This window comes from Spirosoma pollinicola (assembly GCF_002831565.1).
In the GTDB taxonomy this organism is placed as follows: domain Bacteria; phylum Bacteroidota; class Bacteroidia; order Cytophagales; family Spirosomataceae; genus Spirosoma; species Spirosoma pollinicola.
Genome location: NZ_CP025096.1, coordinates 4,142,546 through 4,162,473 on the forward strand (window position 1 = coordinate 4,142,546; position 19,928 = coordinate 4,162,473).

The 19,928-nt window shown below is 49.2% G+C and carries 19 protein-coding genes; 10 read left to right on the forward strand and 9 right to left on the reverse strand.

The window, feature by feature from the left end; genetic code table 11:
- Positions 1–6: 6 nt before the first annotated feature.
- A complete protein-coding gene (locus tag CWM47_RS17290) occupies positions 7–402 on the reverse strand; it encodes a pPIWI_RE_Z domain-containing protein (RefSeq protein ID WP_100989500.1) in 396 nt (131 codons plus the stop codon).
- A 209-nt stretch (positions 403–611) separates the two neighbouring features.
- Here CWM47_RS17290 and CWM47_RS17295 point away from each other — a divergent pair, with 209 nt between their 5' ends.
- The 3 genes from CWM47_RS17295 (at position 612) to CWM47_RS17305 (ending at position 3,066) form a co-directional block, all read left to right on the forward strand.
- Positions 612–1,697, forward strand: a complete 1,086-nt coding sequence (locus tag CWM47_RS17295) for a helix-turn-helix transcriptional regulator (RefSeq protein ID WP_100989501.1) — start codon at positions 612–614, stop codon at positions 1,695–1,697.
- A 99-nt stretch (positions 1,698–1,796) separates the two neighbouring features.
- Complete coding sequence (locus CWM47_RS17300) at positions 1,797–2,324, forward strand: YdeI/OmpD-associated family protein (RefSeq protein WP_100989502.1); 528 nt, start codon at positions 1,797–1,799, stop codon at positions 2,322–2,324.
- Between the two features lie 19 nt (positions 2,325–2,343).
- Positions 2,344–3,066 (forward strand): SDR family oxidoreductase, encoded by a 723-nt coding sequence (locus CWM47_RS17305; protein ID WP_100989503.1) that lies wholly within the window; start codon positions 2,344–2,346, stop codon positions 3,064–3,066.
- A gap of 149 nt (positions 3,067–3,215) precedes the next feature.
- Here the strand turns inward: CWM47_RS17305 and CWM47_RS17310 are convergent, their stop codons facing one another.
- The gene (locus tag CWM47_RS17310) at positions 3,216–5,147 is read right to left on the reverse strand and encodes a hypothetical protein (protein ID WP_100989504.1); all 1,932 of its coding nucleotides are present in this window, start codon (positions 5,145–5,147) and stop codon (positions 3,216–3,218) included.
- A gap of 239 nt (positions 5,148–5,386) precedes the next feature.
- On the opposite strand from CWM47_RS17310, the gene CWM47_RS17315 reads away from it, so the two are divergent.
- The 5 genes from CWM47_RS17315 to CWM47_RS17335 all read left to right on the forward strand — a co-directional run bounded on the left by CWM47_RS17315 (position 5,387) and on the right by CWM47_RS17335 (position 10,576).
- The gene (locus tag CWM47_RS17315) at positions 5,387–7,423 is read left to right on the forward strand and encodes a type 1 glutamine amidotransferase family protein (RefSeq protein WP_100989505.1); all 2,037 of its coding nucleotides are present in this window, start codon (positions 5,387–5,389) and stop codon (positions 7,421–7,423) included.
- Between the two features lie 364 nt (positions 7,424–7,787).
- On the forward strand, positions 7,788–8,795 hold the full coding sequence (locus CWM47_RS17320) for an IS110 family RNA-guided transposase (protein WP_100989506.1): 1,008 nt from the start codon (positions 7,788–7,790) through the stop codon (positions 8,793–8,795).
- Positions 8,764–9,183: an IS1 family transposase gene (locus tag CWM47_RS17325; RefSeq protein WP_206170658.1), complete on the forward strand. Its 420-nt coding sequence runs from the start codon at positions 8,764–8,766 to the stop codon at positions 9,181–9,183. Before CWM47_RS17320 ends, CWM47_RS17325 begins: the two co-directional genes overlap by 32 nt.
- A 450-nt stretch (positions 9,184–9,633) precedes the next feature.
- The gene (locus tag CWM47_RS17330; RefSeq protein WP_100989508.1) at positions 9,634–9,960 is read left to right on the forward strand and encodes a hypothetical protein; all 327 of its coding nucleotides are present in this window, start codon (positions 9,634–9,636) and stop codon (positions 9,958–9,960) included.
- A gap of 157 nt (positions 9,961–10,117) precedes the next feature.
- The gene (locus tag CWM47_RS17335; RefSeq protein WP_100989509.1) at positions 10,118–10,576 is read left to right on the forward strand and encodes a response regulator; all 459 of its coding nucleotides are present in this window, start codon (positions 10,118–10,120) and stop codon (positions 10,574–10,576) included.
- A 60-nt stretch (positions 10,577–10,636) separates the two neighbouring features.
- Here CWM47_RS17335 and CWM47_RS17340 read toward each other — a convergent pair whose 3' ends face one another.
- The 6 genes from CWM47_RS17340 to CWM47_RS17360 all read right to left on the reverse strand — a co-directional run bounded on the left by CWM47_RS17340 (position 10,637) and on the right by CWM47_RS17360 (position 15,269).
- Positions 10,637–11,617, reverse strand: a complete 981-nt coding sequence (locus CWM47_RS17340) for a sensor histidine kinase (protein ID WP_100989510.1) — start codon at positions 11,615–11,617, stop codon at positions 10,637–10,639.
- Between the two features lie 195 nt (positions 11,618–11,812).
- Positions 11,813–12,559 (reverse strand): IS21-like element helper ATPase IstB, encoded by a 747-nt coding sequence (istB, locus tag CWM47_RS17345; protein ID WP_100989511.1) that lies wholly within the window; start codon positions 12,557–12,559, stop codon positions 11,813–11,815.
- A 26-nt stretch (positions 12,560–12,585) separates the two neighbouring features.
- On the reverse strand, positions 12,586–12,846 hold the full coding sequence (locus CWM47_RS39235; protein WP_240625930.1) for a hypothetical protein: 261 nt from the start codon (positions 12,844–12,846) through the stop codon (positions 12,586–12,588).
- A gap of 37 nt (positions 12,847–12,883) precedes the next feature.
- Positions 12,884–14,161 (reverse strand): IS21 family transposase, encoded by a 1,278-nt coding sequence (istA, locus tag CWM47_RS17350; RefSeq protein ID WP_240625931.1) that lies wholly within the window; start codon positions 14,159–14,161, stop codon positions 12,884–12,886.
- A gap of 126 nt (positions 14,162–14,287) precedes the next feature.
- Positions 14,288–14,497 carry a hypothetical protein gene (locus tag CWM47_RS17355; RefSeq protein ID WP_100989512.1) on the reverse strand — a complete coding sequence of 70 codons (210 nt, stop codon included), beginning with the start codon at positions 14,495–14,497 and terminating at the stop codon, positions 14,288–14,290.
- A 511-nt stretch (positions 14,498–15,008) separates the two neighbouring features.
- Complete coding sequence (locus tag CWM47_RS17360; RefSeq protein ID WP_100989513.1) at positions 15,009–15,269, reverse strand: hypothetical protein; 261 nt, start codon at positions 15,267–15,269, stop codon at positions 15,009–15,011.
- A gap of 201 nt (positions 15,270–15,470) precedes the next feature.
- Between CWM47_RS17360 and CWM47_RS17365 the strand changes: the two genes are divergently transcribed.
- A complete protein-coding gene (locus CWM47_RS17365; protein ID WP_100989514.1) occupies positions 15,471–15,674 on the forward strand; it encodes a hypothetical protein in 204 nt (67 codons plus the stop codon).
- A 359-nt stretch (positions 15,675–16,033) separates the two neighbouring features.
- Here CWM47_RS17365 and CWM47_RS38945 read toward each other — a convergent pair whose 3' ends face one another.
- Entirely contained in the window at positions 16,034–18,127 is a 2,094-nt protein-coding gene (locus CWM47_RS38945) for a PAS domain-containing protein (RefSeq protein ID WP_157815982.1), read from the reverse strand.
- Positions 18,128–18,479: 352 nt separating this feature from the next.
- Here CWM47_RS38945 and CWM47_RS17385 point away from each other — a divergent pair, with 352 nt between their 5' ends.
- Positions 18,480–19,886, forward strand: coding sequence for a serine hydrolase domain-containing protein (locus CWM47_RS17385; RefSeq protein WP_100989515.1), 1,407 nt, complete (start codon positions 18,480–18,482; stop codon positions 19,884–19,886).
- Positions 19,887–19,928 lie beyond the last annotated feature (42 nt).

Sequence of the window (19,928 nt, forward strand, 5' to 3'; positions counted from 1 at the left end):
GATAGATCAGGCTAGCATTTTGCGTAGAACGCCAAGCCGGTTTCGGGAGAAACCAACGGTTTTCTCGGAGAAATGACTGCAATCGCGGCTGAGGTCGAAAGCTAACCGATGATTGGGCGCAGCTGCGTAGGCATCCAGAAGTGTCTGCCAGTGGAGGTTATTGGCAAAATGAGCCAGTAAAAGCCGCCCTCTGTTCAGGTATTTTTTTTGTTTGGGCGATAGGCTGGGCCAGCGGACATCGTCGGGCCGAAGCAGGGCCGGGAGTGCCGTTGGTGGAGCCGTGGGGTGTACCTGCTGAAGCAGAAACAGACCCAGTTCGAGGTCAACTAATTGCCGGGTCGAGAGCGACGGGCGGGGCGTATAAGCCGGTATGTTTGAGTCGGGACGCTGTGTATGAGTCATGATATAGTCTATGTAATGTCCGATTCAAAAGTATATCCCTCAAAACGTAATCTATTTACGGTCTTCTTTTTATTTTGAAAAATATTTTTGTTGCTTTGTCTAACTAAACACAGAGGAGATGGAGACTTACACGGAGACCACGAAGGCGATTCTCTTCGTGTACTTTGTGTGAATCTCCATCTCCTCTGTGTTGAAAAAAAATAATTTCCATGCCCATAACCCGCTCCGCTTTTCAACGCTACCGGCTCATTGACGAGATCATCAGCCGATACCCCCGCCGGTATTCCAAACAGCGGCTGTTCGAACTCTGCCAGGACAAGTGCGGCATTCGGTCGATTTCGTCGCTCGAAAAAGACATTCAGCGGATGCGCGAAGACCACGACGCACCCATCGAATACGATAAACGAGCCAACGGCTACTATTACAGCAATCCGCAGTTTCGGTTGCTGAACCTGATGCTGGCCCCCGAGGACATGGAAGCCCTCGACTACGCCCGCGAGGTGCTGGCTGCTACGCAGGGCGCTACCGTTGCCGATGAGTTGACCAATGCGTTACAAAAGGTGCGGCAGAGTCTGGATATCATCCATGAGGTACGAAGCGACGACCGGGGAGGGCCTGCGGCTTCGCGCCGGATTGTGTATGTCGAAGAGAAAATTCTGGGCGGTAATCGTCAGTTTGTGCCGATACTCATCCGGGCCGTAAACCAGAGCCGACAGGTGGCGTTTCGGTATTTGAAATATGAAGAGGTCGTGCCGGTAATGACTGGCAAGGGGGCGAAAAAAGCCAAAACAGCTAGTCTGGCGGCCATACAGGCCGATCGCCCTAAACTGCGCATTCTGCACCCGATTTTATTGCGGGAAGTCGCCGATAGCTGGTACGTAATTGGGTACGATGCTGTGAGCGGGGGCGAAAAAACCTTTGCACTCGACCGTATGAGCGAACTCGAACTGCTGGATGATCCCTGCGATGTACCGCCCACTATTCTCGCCAATGTGAGCGACCTCTTCGAGCATATCTACGGCATTACCGATAGCCACGGGCCGGTAGAAGATATTGTCCTGTCGTTTTCGCCTTTGTTTGGTCAATATGTGAAAGCCAAACCAATTCACCAAACGCAGGAAGTGTTGAGCGACACCGACACCGAATGCGTCGTGCGACTGCGTCTGGCCCCCAACCGCGATCTGCTTATGCACCTGCGCAGTTACGGCGAACACCTGACGGTGCTGGAACCTGCCAGTCTGGTGCAGGAAATAAAGGCCTCCTTGTCGGCTACATTGGGCCGCTATTCTTCATAAAATAAATGGCACACGGATCATACGGATCTAGCGGATTCGTGCAGATTTAGATCGGTGAGAATCCATTTAATCCGTATGATCTGCGTGCTATATTTGCCCATGCACACATTTACAACCATCCTTCAAAAATTCGACGAGAAAGGCGAGAAAACCGGATGGACGTATATCGATATTCCACTTGATATTACTGAAACCATCAAGCCCGGTCAGAGAACGTCGTTTCGGGTAAAAGGAACGCTGGACAATTATGCCATAAAATTAGTGGCTCTTCTGCCAATGGGCCGTTCGGGTGAACGTGAGGGTGGTTTCATCATGCCAATCAACGCCACCATGCGCCGGGGAATTCGGAAAGAGGCCGGTGCCAGCGTTCGGGTTACACTGGAACTTGACGATTCGCCCCTGCCTATCTCCGCCGATCTGCTGACCTGTCTGGAAGATGATCTGGCTGCACAAGCCTACTTTCAGACATTGAGCCGGGGCCATCAGGTCTATTTCAGCAACTGGATTGAAGACGCCAAAACCACCGAAACCAAAACCAAACGACTAACGCAGGCTGTTATGGGTTTGAGTATGGGCCTAGGTTACGGCCCAATGATTCGCTACTTTAAAAAGCAAAAGGCCGATTAGTCGCTTTAACTGAATTACGATGAATGTAGAAAACAAAACCATTATTATTTCGGGCGCATCGCGCGGTATTGGCCGGGCAACGGCCATGCTTTTAGCACAACATGGTGCGAATGTAGTTGTCACCGCTCGCAACGCCGACGAGCTGAAGGAACTCGAAAAAGAAGCTGCTGAAGGGCATGTTCGGGGAAAAATTGTTGCGGTGGCGGGCGATGTTGCCAGCGAGTCCGACATGGCAGCCGTGGTGCAAACGGCTCTGGATCAATTCAAACGGATCGACGTAGTCATTAACAATGCGGGCTATGGCGTTTTCAAAAACGTGGACGAAATTACCGTTGATGAATGGGATAGCGTTATGGCCACCAACGTGAAAGGTACGTTTATACTTACCAAAGCGGCTCTGCCAACGCTGAAAGCACAGGGTTCTGGACACATCGTTGTGGTAGCCTCGGACGTAGCCAAGCGAACGTTTGCCGGTGGGTCGCTATACACCGCCAGCAAGTATGCACAGGAAGCATTCATGGGTGCATTACGCAAAGAAGTTCGTTCATTCGGTATCAAAGTGACGGGCGTGTATTCGGGTCTTGTCGACTCACACTTCCACGAGAAAGGTCACGGCCACGAAACGTCTAAAGGCTGGCTGCAAAGCGAAGACATGGCCGAGTCGATGCTGTTCATCGTTAGCCGCCCGGCTCATGTCGTGATCGACGAGTTTATGGTGCATCCGCTGGTGCAGGAATATTAGTTTTTTAGGAGAAATGGAGGAGGGAAATAGCTAGTTTCCTTTCTCCATTTTTCTATGAACCTGGAGCTGTTTAACGCGGCTTTATAAGACCGAATAAGACAAGTGGATTAGATTACCCGATAGGTTCAATCAATCCACTGTCCAAACCCTTACTGTATAGCCGAACAGCCGCAGGGGAAGTGGATCTGCTTCCCCAGACTGGGGTTGACCTTACGCCTGGCACTCGCCGACTTAGGGATAAATGCAAGGCGTCCTGAGCCTGTTAGTTCTGTGATGGCTACTGGTTGTCCATATCGGGCAAAAAAACCTTTCACACACGATTCGGGTATGAGATCAATGCATAGATTTATGCCTGCAAAGTCATTCAACTCGTAAAAACGGTCGAAAAATGCCCACTGCTCTTCCGTGAAACAAGTTGTTAGCTGGTTGGCGCGCATAAAATCAGGGTTGTCGGATGGGTTAAGTAATTTTGGCCAGCCAGCTTGCAAAAATGGCTGAACCTGGGATTCATGCAGGCGTCCAAAATATTGTCCCACCGTTTTTTTACCATGAAAGCGTTTCAGCGCATACATCGTATTGGTTCGTTTATACAATGGACACAAGCCATTGACACCTCCTATACCATTACCCCCAACCACACAGAACGGCCAGTCAAGGATGGCTTCGCCCGGTTGCTGACGGATACGCTTCATATACGGCTCAAACGATGTGGGGAAATAATAGGGCTTCCAGGCATACCGGAAATGGAAGACTGTACTAGTCTCTAACACACCAACGAGTAGTAATGGTATCCAGACAAAACGTGTTAATTTCCCCGGTAAATACAATGCAAAAACTGCCGCAATAACCGGATAGACAAGCGTAACGCGTGATGGCTGCCGATTGAACCGGCACCAGGGGAAAATCTGTAACGTAGGCAGACGAATTGGGTGATAGAAAAGGTGTAATAAAAAGAAAACTCCCAATGGTATAAAGGCCCATCGGATAGATTTGGGCGTATACCAGAAACCAACGGTTGTCAGACCAAGTAACAACCAGCCCGGACTGCCGGCTCCGCTTCCTTCGGGCATGTCGTGCAACTTACCCACCAGTAGATTGTCTATCGCATCAAAGCCGGGGAAACAGGGCAGGAGTAGCCGAAAAGGATGCACCCAGCCGTGTCCGCCAGCAAACCGGTCAATAAAAATTAATTCTGAGGTCTTTTGGGCTACCTCTATCAGTAAGGGGACATAAAAAAAAGCCGCGACAGCCATAACCAGCACCAGGATAGTCGATTCAACGGGATGCCATTGTTTAAGCCAGCTGGTTAAAACCTGACGAAGATAAGTCGTTGTTGCAACAGGTTGCCGGTAGACTCGGTATATAAACAAGACGACAATAAACAAGGCGCTCAGGGTAAATGAACTCAGGGCATAGCCAAGTACATACCCTACATCCAGGCCTAGACAAAGTGTCAGGAATACTGATTTTAGTAAGACTAGACGTAACGAAATAGACTGATTTAACACCAATCGTCGAACCAGTAGGAAGTCGGTCAGCATACTTAACACCATCCAGTGAATAATACTGTACGCAAAATGCCCGGGGTATTTGTTGAGTGCGTAGAAGTTGATAAAGGAGACAATAAGACCCGCCAGCCAGGCACGACGGTCACCATAATCTGGCCGGAGCAAAAGGTATGTGCCAATACTGGTGATCAGTAAACTCAGCAGGTAATACACATTTAGCCAGGGGCCAATACCGAAGAATGAATAACCCAGAGCAAACCAGCCGTTTGCCTCAAAAGCCCATCCCTGAAACATATGGCTGGTGCCGTAGGGGAAGAACGTTTGGTTGTTAACCAGATTGAGATGAGGAAGGGGTGTAAACGATAAGTTTTCCCATAGATAGTACCCCATATACTCCCACTGATCTACATCACCACCGGGATATATTTCGGCCAGAGGTCCGGAAAAGTTTCGAATAAAGAAAATACCATATACCAGCGTGAGTAGTATAAAAATTCCAATGCCAATTAATTTGTTGGTTATCAGTATATTATTCTGGCCTGTTGTTCTGGTAGTTAAAGCGGAAGATTGCATACGGTGGTTTACCCGGTAGGTGGGAGAGGGAACTATGCAGGTGATAAATAACACATGCACCGCAAGATACCGTCTGGTGCACTGCTTCACAAGGTCAGAAATGCCTTTGCTTAAGAAACATTTCAAATAATAGAGTTTATAAATATGTAGACTTAATCATTGATTTGCCATGCATGGAGCCGGGCAACAGTAATCTTTCTGGTTGGTGTCCTTCCTGTGTTTAAATAAATTACCCGGAAATGAAGTTATTTCTGCTGCCCGTTGTTGTTATTTTTAGTCTTCAGGTGTTTGCCCAGCCGGTTGTGAATCCGTCAAAGACCAGTTCGACGCAACAGAGCCGACGGTATTTTGGCCTGCATTTCGATTTCCATGCTGGCGTTCATGACTCACTAATTGGACATAATCTATCGGAACACGGGCTCGACTCATTGCTGACGGCCGTTAAGCCCGATTTTATCCAGGTCGATTGCAAGGGGCATCCGGGCGTGTCGAGCTACTCATCCAACGTGACCAATGCTACTGTGGCTCCCCACATCACGAAAGACCCGCTCGCATTCTATCGGGCAGTTACACGTAAACATGGCATAGGCTTGTACCTGCATTATTCGGGGGTGTACGATGAGGCTGTGCTGGCTAAGCATCCAAATTGGGCAGTTCAAAAAGCCGATAGTACAATCAATATTTCCAAAACGTCGGTTCATGGGCCTTATGTCGATTCGTTGTTGATTCCTCAACTTAACGAACTGGCCGATTACGGGGCCGATGGCGTGTGGGTCGACGGTGAATGCTGGGCAACGGTGCTGGATTATTCTCCGGCGGCACTGGCGAGATTTCAGACCGAAACGGGCATCCAAACGGTGCCTCGTTCAGACAAGGATGCTGCCTATAGCGCCTTTGTTGAGTTTGCCCGACAGTCGTTTTTACAGTATTTGGGGCACTATGTCGATGCTGTTCATCGGCATATACCCACCTTCCGAATTGCGTCGAACTGGGCCTATTCGTCCATGATGCCGGAACCGATCAACACCCATGTCGACTTCCTGTCGGGCGATCTGACGCCGAGTAACAGCGTAAATTCGGCTGCCCTGGAAGGGCGGGTAATGGCCGCACAGGGGCAGCTTTACCGAAAACCCTGGGATTTGATGTCGTGGAGTTTCTGGTATGAATTCAACCCGGTGCAACGGCAGGGCGACCAGAAAACGGCGGTTCATTTGATGCAGGAAGCTGCCGAAATAATTTCGCTGGGGGGCGGCTTTCAGGCCTATTATCAACAACGACGGGATGCCTCGATTTCCCGACGCGAACAGCCCGCTATGGTCGAACTGAGCCGCTTCGTAAGAGCCCGGCAACCGTTTTGCGAGGGCAGCGTTCCGATGCCGCAGGTCGCTGTTTTGTATACAAACTCGACAGTCAGGGCATTTAATCAATCGCTGTTTGGCAATGGACAAACGCAGCGAATTAGCGGTGTACTAACCGCCCTTTTAGATGCTCAACTACCTGTTGAGGTGCTATCGGAACAACACCTGAAAGGGCGGCTGAATCAATATCCGATCATTGTGGTATCGCAGCAGGATTCGCTCGATCCGGATTTCCGACGCGATTTGCTCGCTTACGCCCGGCAGGGGGGGCATTTGCTCATTATAGGGGCACAGACAAGCAGGTCGTTTGCCGCTGAACTGGGGGTTTCACCCGCCGAAATTGTAACGGCTGGGCCGAGGTTTATCCTACACGGTGGCGCATCGGTTGTGCTGACCGGCCCTTTTTTGCACGTAAGTATTACCGGTGAAAACACGAAACCCATCGGTCAGTTTCTGCAATCGGAAGCGGGCGACCCGGTATCGGGTGTTATTGCTACAGAAACGGCCTTCGGTAAGGGTAAACTAACCGCGGTGTATGCCGATCTGAGTCGCGATTATCAAAAACATCAATCGGCAAAATTGCGGGATTTTATTGCGTCTTTAGCGAAACCCTTATTGACCAAGCCTCTGGTTGAGGTGAGCGGTTCAAAGCTGGTACATGTTGTCCTGAACTGGCAACACGACCGCACGGCGGTAAACCTGATCAATACGGGTGGCCGCCACGCCGATCCGCAAGTATTCACCTACGACGAAGTGCCGCCATTAACCAATCTTACTGTTCGGATTCGTGCCGATAAAAAGCCAAATCGTATCGTACAGCAACCCGAAAATCGGAGCCTGCCGGTTCAATATGCGAATGGTATCGCCACGGTAACTGTACCGAAGTTGGCGGTGCAGTCGGTGTTGGTTGTGGAGTAGGGGTCGTTTTCTGGCGCGGGCATTCGCCCGTGCCTGTTCATATCGCCAGTATTCACTGGCGCCAGAACATCCGGCCAGAACACCAGTGAATACTGGCTTTATGAACAGGCACGACGGGGCCGCCCTTTAGGTTTGTGGCGTGGTAAGATTCTAAGATTTGGTAGCTTGCCAACAAGTGAACAGGGTGGGCTACCCTAGGGGGCCGCAGAGTTCCAGCTCTATGCGCGGATTCAGGACCCACCCTGTTTTACTTGCTTAAAGGCTCGAATGGAAATTCGGGGATACTGCCCCATTAGCAAGGGTTTGAGCATTGAAGCAAGGACTTGTTGAACACGGCACCGGCCGGCCTAAATTACTATCTCTTATGGACATTTGCTATTTCATCGGTGTTGACGTTTCGAAAGCCACACTGAACTGGGCCGTCTTCGATGGTAAAACCATTCTCTTACAATGCCAGTCAGAAAATACGGAAAAAGGTATTAAGGCCACCCTTAAACTCATCAGGGCACTACCAGGTTTCAAGGCTGGCCAATCGGTTTGCTGTGCCGAACACACGGGCATTTACAATGCTCATCTGTTGGCTTACTTACACAAACTTTCTTTTCCCCTTTGGTTAGAAAGCAGTTTGCAGATTAAGAAAGCAGGCGGTCTTCAACGGGGTAAAACTGACGCCATTGACGCAGCCCGAATTGCCGAGTATGCTTTCCGCTTTCGAGATAAAATGTGCTTGTGGCAGCCACCACGGCCCGTTCTGCAAAAACTGGCCGCTCTCAGCGCCCTTCGTCAACGGCTTCTAAGGATTCGCCAGCAACTCCAACAACCCCTTAACGAGCAGCAGGGCTTCGTGGAAAAGTCTTTGCAAAAGCAGCTGGCTAAAAACTGCCAGGCTTCGTTAAAAGCCATCAATGCCGACTTGGAGAGTGCGGAGAAACAAATCAATAAGCTCATTCAGGACGATGATCGCTTGAAGGAGCTTTTTGGTTGGATCACCTCCGTTCCTGGCGTAGGTGATGCGATTGCGGCTGAAGTGTTAGTGGCTACCAACGAATTTAAGGCCATCAACGATCCCAAAAAACTTGCCTGTCACTCTGGCGTGGCTCCTTTTGAATACCGATCAGGTAGTAGTGTCCGTGGTAAAACGCGGGTAAGTCGGCACGCCCGACTTCGATTGAAATCTCTTTTTCATTTGGGTGCCATGTCAGCAATTCGGATGAAAGGGCAGTTACAAGATTACTACCAACGAAAAATTGGTGAAGGCAAAAACAAGATGCTGGTTCTGAATGCAGTTCGCAATAAACTCATCCACCGTGTTTGCTCAGTGGTTAACCGCCAGCAGAAATATGACAAAAACTATACGCCCGCGCTTGCATAAACCATGGAAATCCGTGCGGAACAAGAAACAGCCCCGTTGGCTGTGGTGGGTCGAAGATGCGGTGACAGGCGAGATCATTGCCTTTGTTTTTGGCCGCCGTACCCACCAAACCTTTCGACATTTACTAAGTCTATTGGAGCAGGCTAAAATCGAGGTAATCAGATGGATAACGGACTCTTGGTGGGCCTATTTTGATTGCCTAGATCAACGATTACGCTTAGTCCGTAAAGCTTCCTTACAGAGTCTTGAGCGTAAGCATCTTACCCTCCGAACACGCCTGAAACGACTGACCCGTCGAACCATCTGCTTTTCTAAATCTGTTGCGGTCCATGACACAACAATCGGCCTGTTTATCAATCAGTTTTTCTTCGCCGATCAACGCAGTTAAGCCACTACCGAAAACGCGATTAAGTTCTAAAAAAACGGTTGTCTTACAGGTGTAATACAGACAGCAATTTAGTCTGACAACCTGTATTACAAAACATAATGTAGGTGGCTGTTGCGAAAGTCTGGAATGAAATAAAGTTGCGGAGAAAGAAAGCTTGTTTCAGGCTTCCGAACGCTCCAAACCTGTCTTTTCCTGGAGCTAATACAAGCGAGCATCGACTTTTGCAACAGCCACGTAGATTATACAACAAAAAAGCAGACTAACATTGCCAGTCTGCTTTCCGCTTCTATCCACACCATATGAGGATCATCTCGTCCTCTTATTATATAATAGTAAGTGAATAAGCGAATACTTAGTTCGATCCATTTACTGGATCAACATAACGTTTGATTGTACAACAGAAAAGATACTATGCTGTTAGAATAATATCTCTGTAACCGGAAGCTAATAATGGGTGTAGAATTGACGTGGCTTGAACAAAGGATTGCACTCTTAAAAAGCCATATTAGAGAATTAAAAGAGCTTTCTAGTCTTGAAAAACAGACCCGGACTGGGTTGCTAGTGCAGCAAGGACAGGAACGAAATGAGCTATTTAATAATAGAAATAACTCTAGTGTAATGGCTGCAATAGTCACGCAACATACTCACCAACTAACGGAGTTAAGTATCCATTTCAGTTCAGAGCGTACTACCCTTTTAGCCCGTCAGAAGCAAGAAGAGCTTAAACAAGCTGAGCAGATTGATTTAGAAAGAGACGATCAATCCAAGCCAGCCTAGATACATAGTGCACCTGGTTCCGCTAAAGGCACCTATAAAATAGGCTATGTTGAACACAATACGTTTACGTAGGTCCACGGCCTCAATTTATGAACTCCTCCATGACCAAGCCCGCAACAGGGCAGGTTGACGCTTGGAATTATACTTTATCCTAGGAATGAATCCAAATCACGATACCGACTGGATGCTGATTGCTGAAGATCAGATTGATTTGTGGATCCTGCTACGGGCGCATTTACAGCGAGTCTTGCCAGATGTACAACTGGTTCATCTCATTGATGCCCCAACGGCTCTTAGTTATCTCCAGTGTTGCTTAATAGAAAGGCAGCCGTTGCCTCGCCTGATACTGAGTAACCTGTATATGCCTCATTTAGAGGATGGCCTTGGCTTATTGACCTCTCTGAAAGAACCCTCTTCCAGCTTTCGTCATTTACCCGTGGTCATGGTTAGCTCGTCGACCTATATCCAGGATCGCCAAGAGGTGAACCGACGTGGGAGTAGCTATTTGTCAAAGCCTGCCAGCTATGAGGAATGGAGTGAATTTTTAAGAACCCTCAGTCAGTACTGGCAGGATAGTCTACCACCCGGAAAGGATAAGTATAAGGAGCCTGAATGACTCTACCTGACCTTAGGCTAGTAGGAAAGTTGCCTGATGATCTACCCAAGCCTGGACCAATTAGGGGTGCCAGTGAGTCGATAGGCGAATCCGAAACAGGGTGCCCGCTCCCGGCCGGCTTTCGATCTCTAAACTGGCCCGCAGCAGTTCACATAATCCCTTCACGATCGATAAGCCGATACCTTCCCCTTTATGGGCAAAAGCAGAGCTAGACGCTTGAATCGTTGCCCCTTGCTGCGCATCGGCAGCAGGATTAGCCAGGCCAAAGGCCGCTGTCGATTCCGGGGAGGGAGCTAACAATTGGGGTAATGAACCCGCCTGAGTAGCCGTGGGCAAACCCGGTCCCGAATCCTGTACACTGACGATCCAGTGGTAATCATTCTCTCGGGTCCAAGAGACCGATACCAAGCCGGTGGGGGTATGCTTGAGGGCATTGAGCACCAAGTTTTGAAGGATCCGCTGAAGCTGCACCGGATCACACTCGACGGGCAAGGCCGCCGGGCCATCCGCTTTGAGTAAAAGCCCCCGCTCGGCGGCCAGGGGCTGGTAGCTTGCTACCAGGTTGGTCAACAACTGGCCCGCATCCATGGGCTGGATGTGGAGTGTTTCCTGGCCGGCTTCTAACCGGGCGACCTCGATGAGTTGGGTCACTAAACGGCGACTGTTGGCTAGATTGCGTTGCAACATAGCCAGAAAGGGTTTCCAGTCTTCTTCCGAATCGCTGGTTAGTTCTAACAGGGAGGCCGCCCCCTCAATGATACCGAAACTGCCCCGTAGGTCATGAGATGATTGATGTAACAAATCACTCCGCTGCTGACTCACCTGATTCAACTGAACTAGTGTTTTCTCCAGGGCGTCCACCCGGCTCAAAGCGGCTGTCCGTTGTAAGATGTCATACTGCTCCAGGCTACCCACACTGATCTGGTTAGCGAACTGGGCCATTTGCTCATACGCCGTCGCCATGTCCTGCCGGTCTATGGTTGGGTAGAGTTGCCAACAGAGTCGTAACTCCCCCAATAGGATAGTGCTCAGGTGTATCATCTCGGCCGATAATTCGGCTAGTGTATACCCTTTTTGCCAGCGATGGAGGCCATGTTCAGCGGCTAACAGGCCTATCTGCTGTTCTTCGTCCTGGCTCCGCAGCCGCTGCTATATATTCCGGCAATCGAAGACCACGTATTCCGGCAAATCAGGCCACTGTGGATAAGTGTAAGAAGAAGGACATAAAGGTAAGCGCTATACTGATTTTTCTTCCCCTTTTCCCTGTTTTCGTTGAGACTCTCCTTTCAACTCAATACGGTGAGCCTGATGTAATAACCGGTCTAGGAAGGCATCGGCAATCGTTGGTTCTGCCAGATAATCATACCATTGAGCAACCGGTAGCTGGGAGGTTATGATCGTTGAGTGGCGACCATACCGGTCTTCCATAATCTGTAACAGGGCCAGTTTGGCATCCATGTCCAGCGGTGCCAGTCCCCAGTCATCCAGGATCAGCACATGCAATCGCTCCAGACGGGCTAGTTCTCTGACAAAAGAGCCGTCGGCTCGAGCCATATGGAGTGTTTGAATCAGTTTTGGCAAAGCAAAATAGCCGACCCGGAACCCTTTCAGGCAAGCCTGATACCCAAAAGCGGTCGCCAGATAGCTTTTGCCACAACCGGTTGCACCCGTGAGCAGCAGATTTTCTCCTCGTTGAATAAATGATAGATCGGCCAGCCTTAGAATCAGGCTCTTGTCGAGTTGACGTTCCGGACTATAGCGGATTTCTTCAAGTGAGGCCTGATACCGGAAGCGGGCCTGCTGAACGGCTAACTGGGTACGCCGATGGTGGCGATATTCCCATTCTGCATCCAGTAACCGGTCCAGTAATTGTTCCTGTGGGGGCCATTGATGGGCCGGTAACTGGAGCAGCGTTTGCCAGAGGGTTGCCATCCCGGCGAGTTTCAACCCGTTCAAACGATCTAATGTTGCCTGATTATTCACCTTTTTCAGTTGGTTTAATAGTTATTTTATTGGTATGCAACGGCTCCCCGTATGTTCTCGTGAGCCGGTATAGACGTTGTGGTTACCTGTGGTAAGGGGAGCCGATCCAGTTCACTATCCAGGATGCCACGGATAATTTTGTAGGATACACTCCCATAGTGCAGCGCCCGCTCGCAGGCTTTTTCCAGGCGGTTAAGTTCCACTTTTTTTACCAGTGAAAGAATACCGGCGCAGGAGCGGTAGACCTGTTGCGGATAGGCGTTGACAGGGGCCTCCAGGCGCTTCAATACCTGCTCAATGGCCTTGGTCAGCCAGGGACCGGTCTCAAGTGCCTGTTGCCGGAAAAAGTCGGGTGACCACTGGTTTACCCACTGCTGCTGGGGAGGTAAATGCTCGGGTCGTGTTGAATACCCATGAGCCAGAGGGCATCGGGAGTGAAACGCAATGCGCTCGTGCTGGTGCCGGGTGGCCGGTGCCATATAGCTCAACGGTTTGCCGGGTGTATACCAGCTTAACCTGCTGACCAACAAACCGGTGTGGCACACTGTAATAATGCTTGTCGGGTTGAAGCAGTACATGGCAATTGAGCTGAACTTTGGCCAGCCGGTACTCTTTCAGTTCATACCCATCGGCTGGTAGTGCTCGTAGCTGAGTCGCTTCCAGGGTCTCGAAACGTTGTCGGCGGCTATACGTTTTGCCCTGAAACAGGAGCTGATTGTGGGCTTCAACCAGTTGCATAATCTGTTGGTTAAGCGCCTGCAAAGTGTGAAACGGTTTATCCTGAAGAGCCGTGTACACCCGTTGATAGAGGATATTAACCGCCCCTTCTACCAGCGCCTTATCGCGCGGCTTACGGCTGCGGGCCGGATAAATGCACGTGCCATAATGGGCCGCAAAGTCCTGGATGGTCTGGTTCAGATCAGGCTCGTAGCGATTGGCCGTTTGTACGGCAGCCTTCAGATTGTCAGGAACAACGGCGGCCGGTACGCCCCCAAAAAAGGCCAGTGCGTTACTGAGTCCTGTTAGAAAGTCTTCCTTACGCTGACTGGTCATGGCCACCGCATAAGTCAGCTGACTACAACCCAATATGGCCACAAAGAACTCATAGATAACGGGCTGATTAGTCGTAGCATCCATCACGGTCAAGCGCTTGCCGGCATAGTCGACAAACAGTTTATCACCGGCTTTATGCTCGATATGCATAACTGTCCGCTGCGTTTGTAACCACTGCTTATAGCGTAGACAAAACTGCGTGTACTGAAGCCCGTCGGGGTTGTGCTGCTTGTAAAGAGACCACAGAAGGAACCGGGTTACTCCCGGCTTGCTGAGCTGAGCGTCGAAGCTGGTAAAGCGTTCGTAGAGATCACCGATACGATCCGCTTTGGGGATTAGTGGCTGAGCCAATAAACGATGGAGCTGGTCGTCCTGCCAGCTGAGGGCTTGGTCCAGTGTGGCAAAATGGCCTTCGATAGTGGCCAGATACTGATCTACAGTAGATCGGGCTACGGCTAATGTGGCAGCAATGGCCCGTTTACTGTAGCCTTGCTGACGAAGTTGAAGAATGCGTCGGATCTGATACATGGGTAAGCGTTGGTTAGCCATAGTCGCTGCTGAGAGTCAGGGGAAATCTGTCACTCAACCAAACTACGGGCCTTCTTACACTTATCCACAGGTGGCCTGATTTAGCCGGAATGTATGGCCTGTCATGGCCGTATTGAATGGCCTACTTTAGGCCGAAATATACAGCTGCTGCAGCATGTTAAGCATGAAGGGGACTTTATTATTGAACTCTTCGCGGCTTAAGCTTTTGACGCCTTTCAGGGCGGGATCGGTCTCACAAGCGGTTCGCCAGTTATTAAGCAGAGCGTCGCGACGGGCGGCCAGATAGGTGGCTAATTGGTCTGAAGGAGCCAAGGCTTCCTCCGAGAGGGATGTCATGGTTGACTGGGGTAAACTTCCTCACTACGTCCGGCAGGGGCGGTCCGTCCGGAGGAGTTTCCCAATAAGGCAACCAGGCGAAAAGGTACTGATCATCAAAGCGGTTAGCAGTGATCTAAAGGTAACACCGTTTTGAGCCATATGATATGGTAAAGCCAACTTTGTTTTTGACGTGGGCAACCAGTAGCTCAGAAGCCGTTTTTGATTGTACTTTATTTGCCCTTGACTAGGTCAATCTACGGCTATTTCATTAACATACTACTAGGCTTTCTTCTCCCGCGCGGCGTCCGCCCTTTCCAACGTACAATTCCGTCTGTTTTCATGGCTTCTGTAGGGTGTATGATCTTGGAATAGTTTCTTAACATAAGTGTAGTGACTGTCGCAAAAGTCAGTAAGCTGTTCAGGTTGTCAAAAAGTCAGCCAGACTAGGGACGATTTTGGGCTGGAAAATGCAGACTGAATACCGAAAAATAAGCCCTTATCGACTTTTGCAACAGCCACTGGATTTATGTTAATCAAGACTCAATATGCCTCCCATTGCTTCCAAAGTGGTCAAAATCACTTGCACGAAATTGGTCGTGTCCTCCCTACCTGTAATGATAATCTTATGAGCACCATCCTGGTACAGGTTAAGCACCTGTGATTTACCCACCAAAAGCCACTTATCAGCCAGATACATAGTAGGACCATCCATTTGCTGATTAACCCGCTCAACAATCTGGTCAATAGCAGGACACAGCTCACCAAAGGATACTTCCCAACTACGCACCATTATCTTTTTGTCGTTAAACCAAGAGTATGTAAACTAAAGTTTACTGCTAGCCTATCTAAAAAAGTAGAAAGCCATCATTGAGCCATTCTAAAGTCAACACTAATTTAAGTATTTACTGTGAATTTACTTAGTATAAAATACTCAATTTTTTTTCATTATACGAATAGTGTATCTTTGATTAACGTAATTAAAACTTAATCTATGCATACAAATTCTACCACGGATTTTGACCGGATTGGTCGTATTATTCGGTTGATCAAGATTTATCGACAGGGCGAAACGCCGATGGCCTTATGCCTAAGTCGAGAGCAGTATTTGAAGTACTATTTGTCAGCGAGTGACTGGATATTTTGGCAGGCCTTAAAGGTGGATGAATTGCCTGATTTAACCGCCTCGGTGTCCTAACGTAGTTACACCCGATTCTTAGAATAGTTTCTTAACATAAGATTAGTGGCTGTTGCAAAAGTCGAAACAACTGCAAGCTTGCTCATTAAACAGCTAAATTTTAACGACTGAATTGTCCAAAACAAACCCATAAACCAAGGACTCTTGACTTTATCCAGACTTTTGCAACAGCCACATTACATATGCAACTTGACTAAGAATTGTACAATTTACAAGTCGTGTTCCAAATGGATTGACACTACCAAATGATGGATATTATACGAAACTGACATTTCATCCTAATCTCAATAATCGCTCTATTTCTGATCTTTTATATTCCAATGTCTGTTGACGAACTGTAGCCTACAGTATAAGTACATCTAGACCGGTAAGTACACACTAAACGTGGCTCCCTGACCGGGCTGACTCATCGCCGTAATCGCTCCGCCGTGGTTGAGAACCACCTTCTCACAGATGGCCAGACCAATCCCCGTGCCAGCAAATTCGTTCTTGCCGTGCAGCCGCTGGAAGACCTGGAAGATGCGGTCCAGGTACTTCTCATCAAAGCCAATGCCATTGTCCACCACATCAATCCGGTGATAGGCGATGGCCCCTCGGCCCGGCTTAATGCCAGCAGGCAAATGCTCAACTGCTAGCCACTGGGCTGTCACCTCAATACGTGGAGAACTGCCGGGATGGTGAAACTTTAAAGCGTTGCTCAGTAAGTTCTGAAAAAGCTGGCCCAGTTGCGAGGAATCGCCTAAAACCGTCGGTAGTGAGCCAACCCGGATTTGAGCCCCCAGCTCTTCCACCCGTAATTCTAAGGTACTCACCACCCGCTCCACAACCCGTTGCAGCGACACGGAGTCGCTGGCATCCCGCTGGGTGGAAATGCGCGAGAAATCCAACAGATCTTTGATCAGCATCGACATCCGGCTGGCGGCCGATTGCATCCGCTCCAGATAGAGTATGCTTTCGCCCGTTTTGTCGGCCTGCCCCGTTTTCAGCAGATCGCCAAATTGTTGAATCTTGCGCAGGGGTTCCTGCAAGTCATGGGAGGCCACATAGGCAAATTGCTGAAGGTTCTCATTCGAGCGGGCCAGTAACGCATTCGACTCCCGGAGTTGATGATTCGCCCCCGCTAGTTCAAGGGTCCGTTCAGTAACGACCTCTTCAATTTTCTTCAGGGCGTTCATTTGGGGGGTGATGTCCAACACACTGCCAATGAAACGAACCGGTTCATCGGCCTCATTGAAGTAGGCTTTGCCTTTGGCCCGAACCCAGCGAATCTGCTGATCCTCGACGCCAATGGTGCGGTACTCCACATCGTAATCGCCGTTGCTGACTGACTTGATGAAGACGTTTTTAATGGTATCGACAATCCGCTCCTGATCATCGGGATGTAAATTGGCAATGAAATCGGTATCGAAGGAGACCATGTCGCTATGGCTAATGCCAAACAGGGTCCGACAGCGTTCATCCCAGATCATGTGGTTGGTCGTCACATCCATGTCAAAGGTACCCAGATCCGCCGCTTCTTTAGACAGCCGGGCCTGCTCATAAGCGCCTTGCAGCTCCTGGTGTGCCCGATGAGCCTGTTGCTGATTCACCTTCTGGGGCGTAACATCCATACAGGCGCTGATATAGCCGGCCAGGGAGCCATCCGAATGAAAGCGTGCCGTGCCGTGCGCCAGCAGCCATCGGTAATCCCCGGACGGGGTCAGCACGCGAAATTCACCCGAAAAGGGCTGCTGTGTTTTGAAGGCATCCAGATAGAGGGTCACATAGGGCTGTCGATCCTGGGGGTGCACCAGATCCACCCACCCAAAGTTCAGCAGTACGGCCATGGGCCGGCCCGTCAGCTCAACCCAGGCCTTGTTGAAATAAGTCGCCTGACTGCTTTCATCCGCCATGGCAATCAGGATGGGACTGGCTTCGGCCATGGTTCTAAAGCGGGCTTCACTTTCCTGCAAAGCCTTTGTTTTTTTTCGTAACTCCAGGAGCCTGACCACCTGTTTGGCTAAAATGTCGAGGGCCGATACCTGGCTTGGCGAGAGTTGCCGGGATTGCTGATCAATCACACAGAGCGAACCTAAAGCGAATCCGTTTTCATCGATCAAGGGCGAACCGGCATAGAACACCATGTTCGGCTCACCCCTCACCAGGGGGTTGTCGGCAAATCTCGGGTCAAGGCGGGCATCGGGAACCACATTGGTTTGGGAGGGATTGCGAATGGTGTAAGCGCAGAAGGATTGCTCAATGGGAGTTTGGCGAATGGTCAGCCCCCGGTTCGATTTGAACCATTGCCGCTGATGGTCCACCAGACTGATCAGGGCAATAGGTGTCTGGCAGATCTGAGCAGCTAATTGAGTAATCTCCTCGTATTCCTCTTCGGGTAAGGAGTCTAAGATATGGTAGCTATATAAGGCAGCAAGTCGGTCCGATTCATTCATCGAGGAGCCAGATGGATTCATCGGTTAGGTTTAATCCCGTGGGGCTAGTAAAGTTAGCTAAAACACGTATGCGACGGATAACATTGGACAGATATTAAAAGTTAGCGTCTCGCAAAAACGCTCCCTCTTGATACGAAAGAGCATTTATGGGAGTGCTTTCTTAATAGAGGTTTGGTGATATGGAATTTGAAGAAAAGAAAGTAGAAGGCACGGCTTTGAATAGGCAAGTTCGATTTTACACTATTCGTGCGGTTTCGCACCGTTAAATGTGCTTTATCCAATATAATTATTTGGTTGTTAGGCTTTTACTTCTGGCATACTATTCGATAATAGATTGGCAAATACACCTTATTAACTGCTGCTATCTTTTATCATGTTACAGATATTACTCGTTCTGGCTGCTAATCTAATACTTATGTTGTCGGCCTTTTGTCAATCCAAGGTTCCCTTACCAGATTCTACCGTGCTAGCCTTGCGTAAGGGAATGACCGGATTTCAAAATCGCTATCATTCCCCCAGTGTGGTACTGGCCATTGTCCATGAGGACCAAATCATCTTTGGTGAAGCAACGGGCTATCTGGACATTTCTCAACAAATACCCGCCAATCTGGATGCCCAATACTCGCTTCAGTCCCTGACTAAAGTATTCACCGCTACCATGTTCATGCAGCTCATCCAGCAACAGAAGCTCAGACTGGACGACCCGGTAAAAAAATATGTGCCTGAATTTAAAGCCGATGGCCAATCCGCTAAACAGGCGCAGACGACTCTACTCCAACTGGCTACCCACACCTCAGGCTTACCTCGCAATTCGCCAGCGGACATCCAATTTACCAAACAAATTGATCGATGGATTTTAGCCCAAAGCCCAGAAAAGGCCATTGAGGCTGCGCCTAAAAAGGCGTTTTTACAATCCTTAGCTTCGATACCTAAAGAATACCCAGACTACCAACTGCTCAGCTATGGTAATCGACACTATTCCAATTTGGGCTATTCGCTGCTGGGCATTGCTTTGGAACGGGCAGCGAACACCGATTACGCAGACTACATCATTAAGCGTATTTGTCAGCCTTTACAGATGAACAACAGTGCCTTTTACGCGGAAAGTCCAACCGGGAAAGGAGTTGCCAAAGGGTATTTTTACGATGAGGCTACCCATGATTTTCGTCAAGTGCCTGTCTTCAAGCCCAATTCATCACTTCCCGCTGCGGGGCTTTATGCCAGTGCCAGGGACATAGCCAAATTTATCAGCTTTCAATTCCAGACCAATTCGACGAAAGCGGATCAAGTGCTCTCCCAAAAAAACAGAGCGATGATGCAAGCCTTCAACATTGGTTGGAAACCCGCTTATCCCTACTTGGTCCATGAGGGGGCCATGCTGGGTTACCGTTGTGAATTGGTATTCAACCCTGATTTAAAGATTGGGTGGGTCGTTTTGACGAACACGACGGAATTTGATTTTTCCCGACTCAACACCTATATCAGTGGGTTATTACAGCCGGTTTTCAGCTCAAAGCCAGTGAGTGATCTAACTAAATTTACTGGAACATATCAGTTGGCAGGGGGTAATGATAGTCTACGGATTGGGTTGAAAGAGGGGAAATTATATTCTAGCTATCTAGCGGGGGTTTTACCTGAATCATCTTTAGAGGAAACGGGCACTGGTCATTTTCGAGGTCCTGGGAAAAGTGGTTACAGTATTAGTTATGAATTTATCGCCAACAGCACCTGTGAGGTCATGGTATTGAATATGGGGCAGCTGATGTGGATTAGACGCTAAATGGGTGACTACTCGTTATGAATATTTGAGTTGAGTGACCCA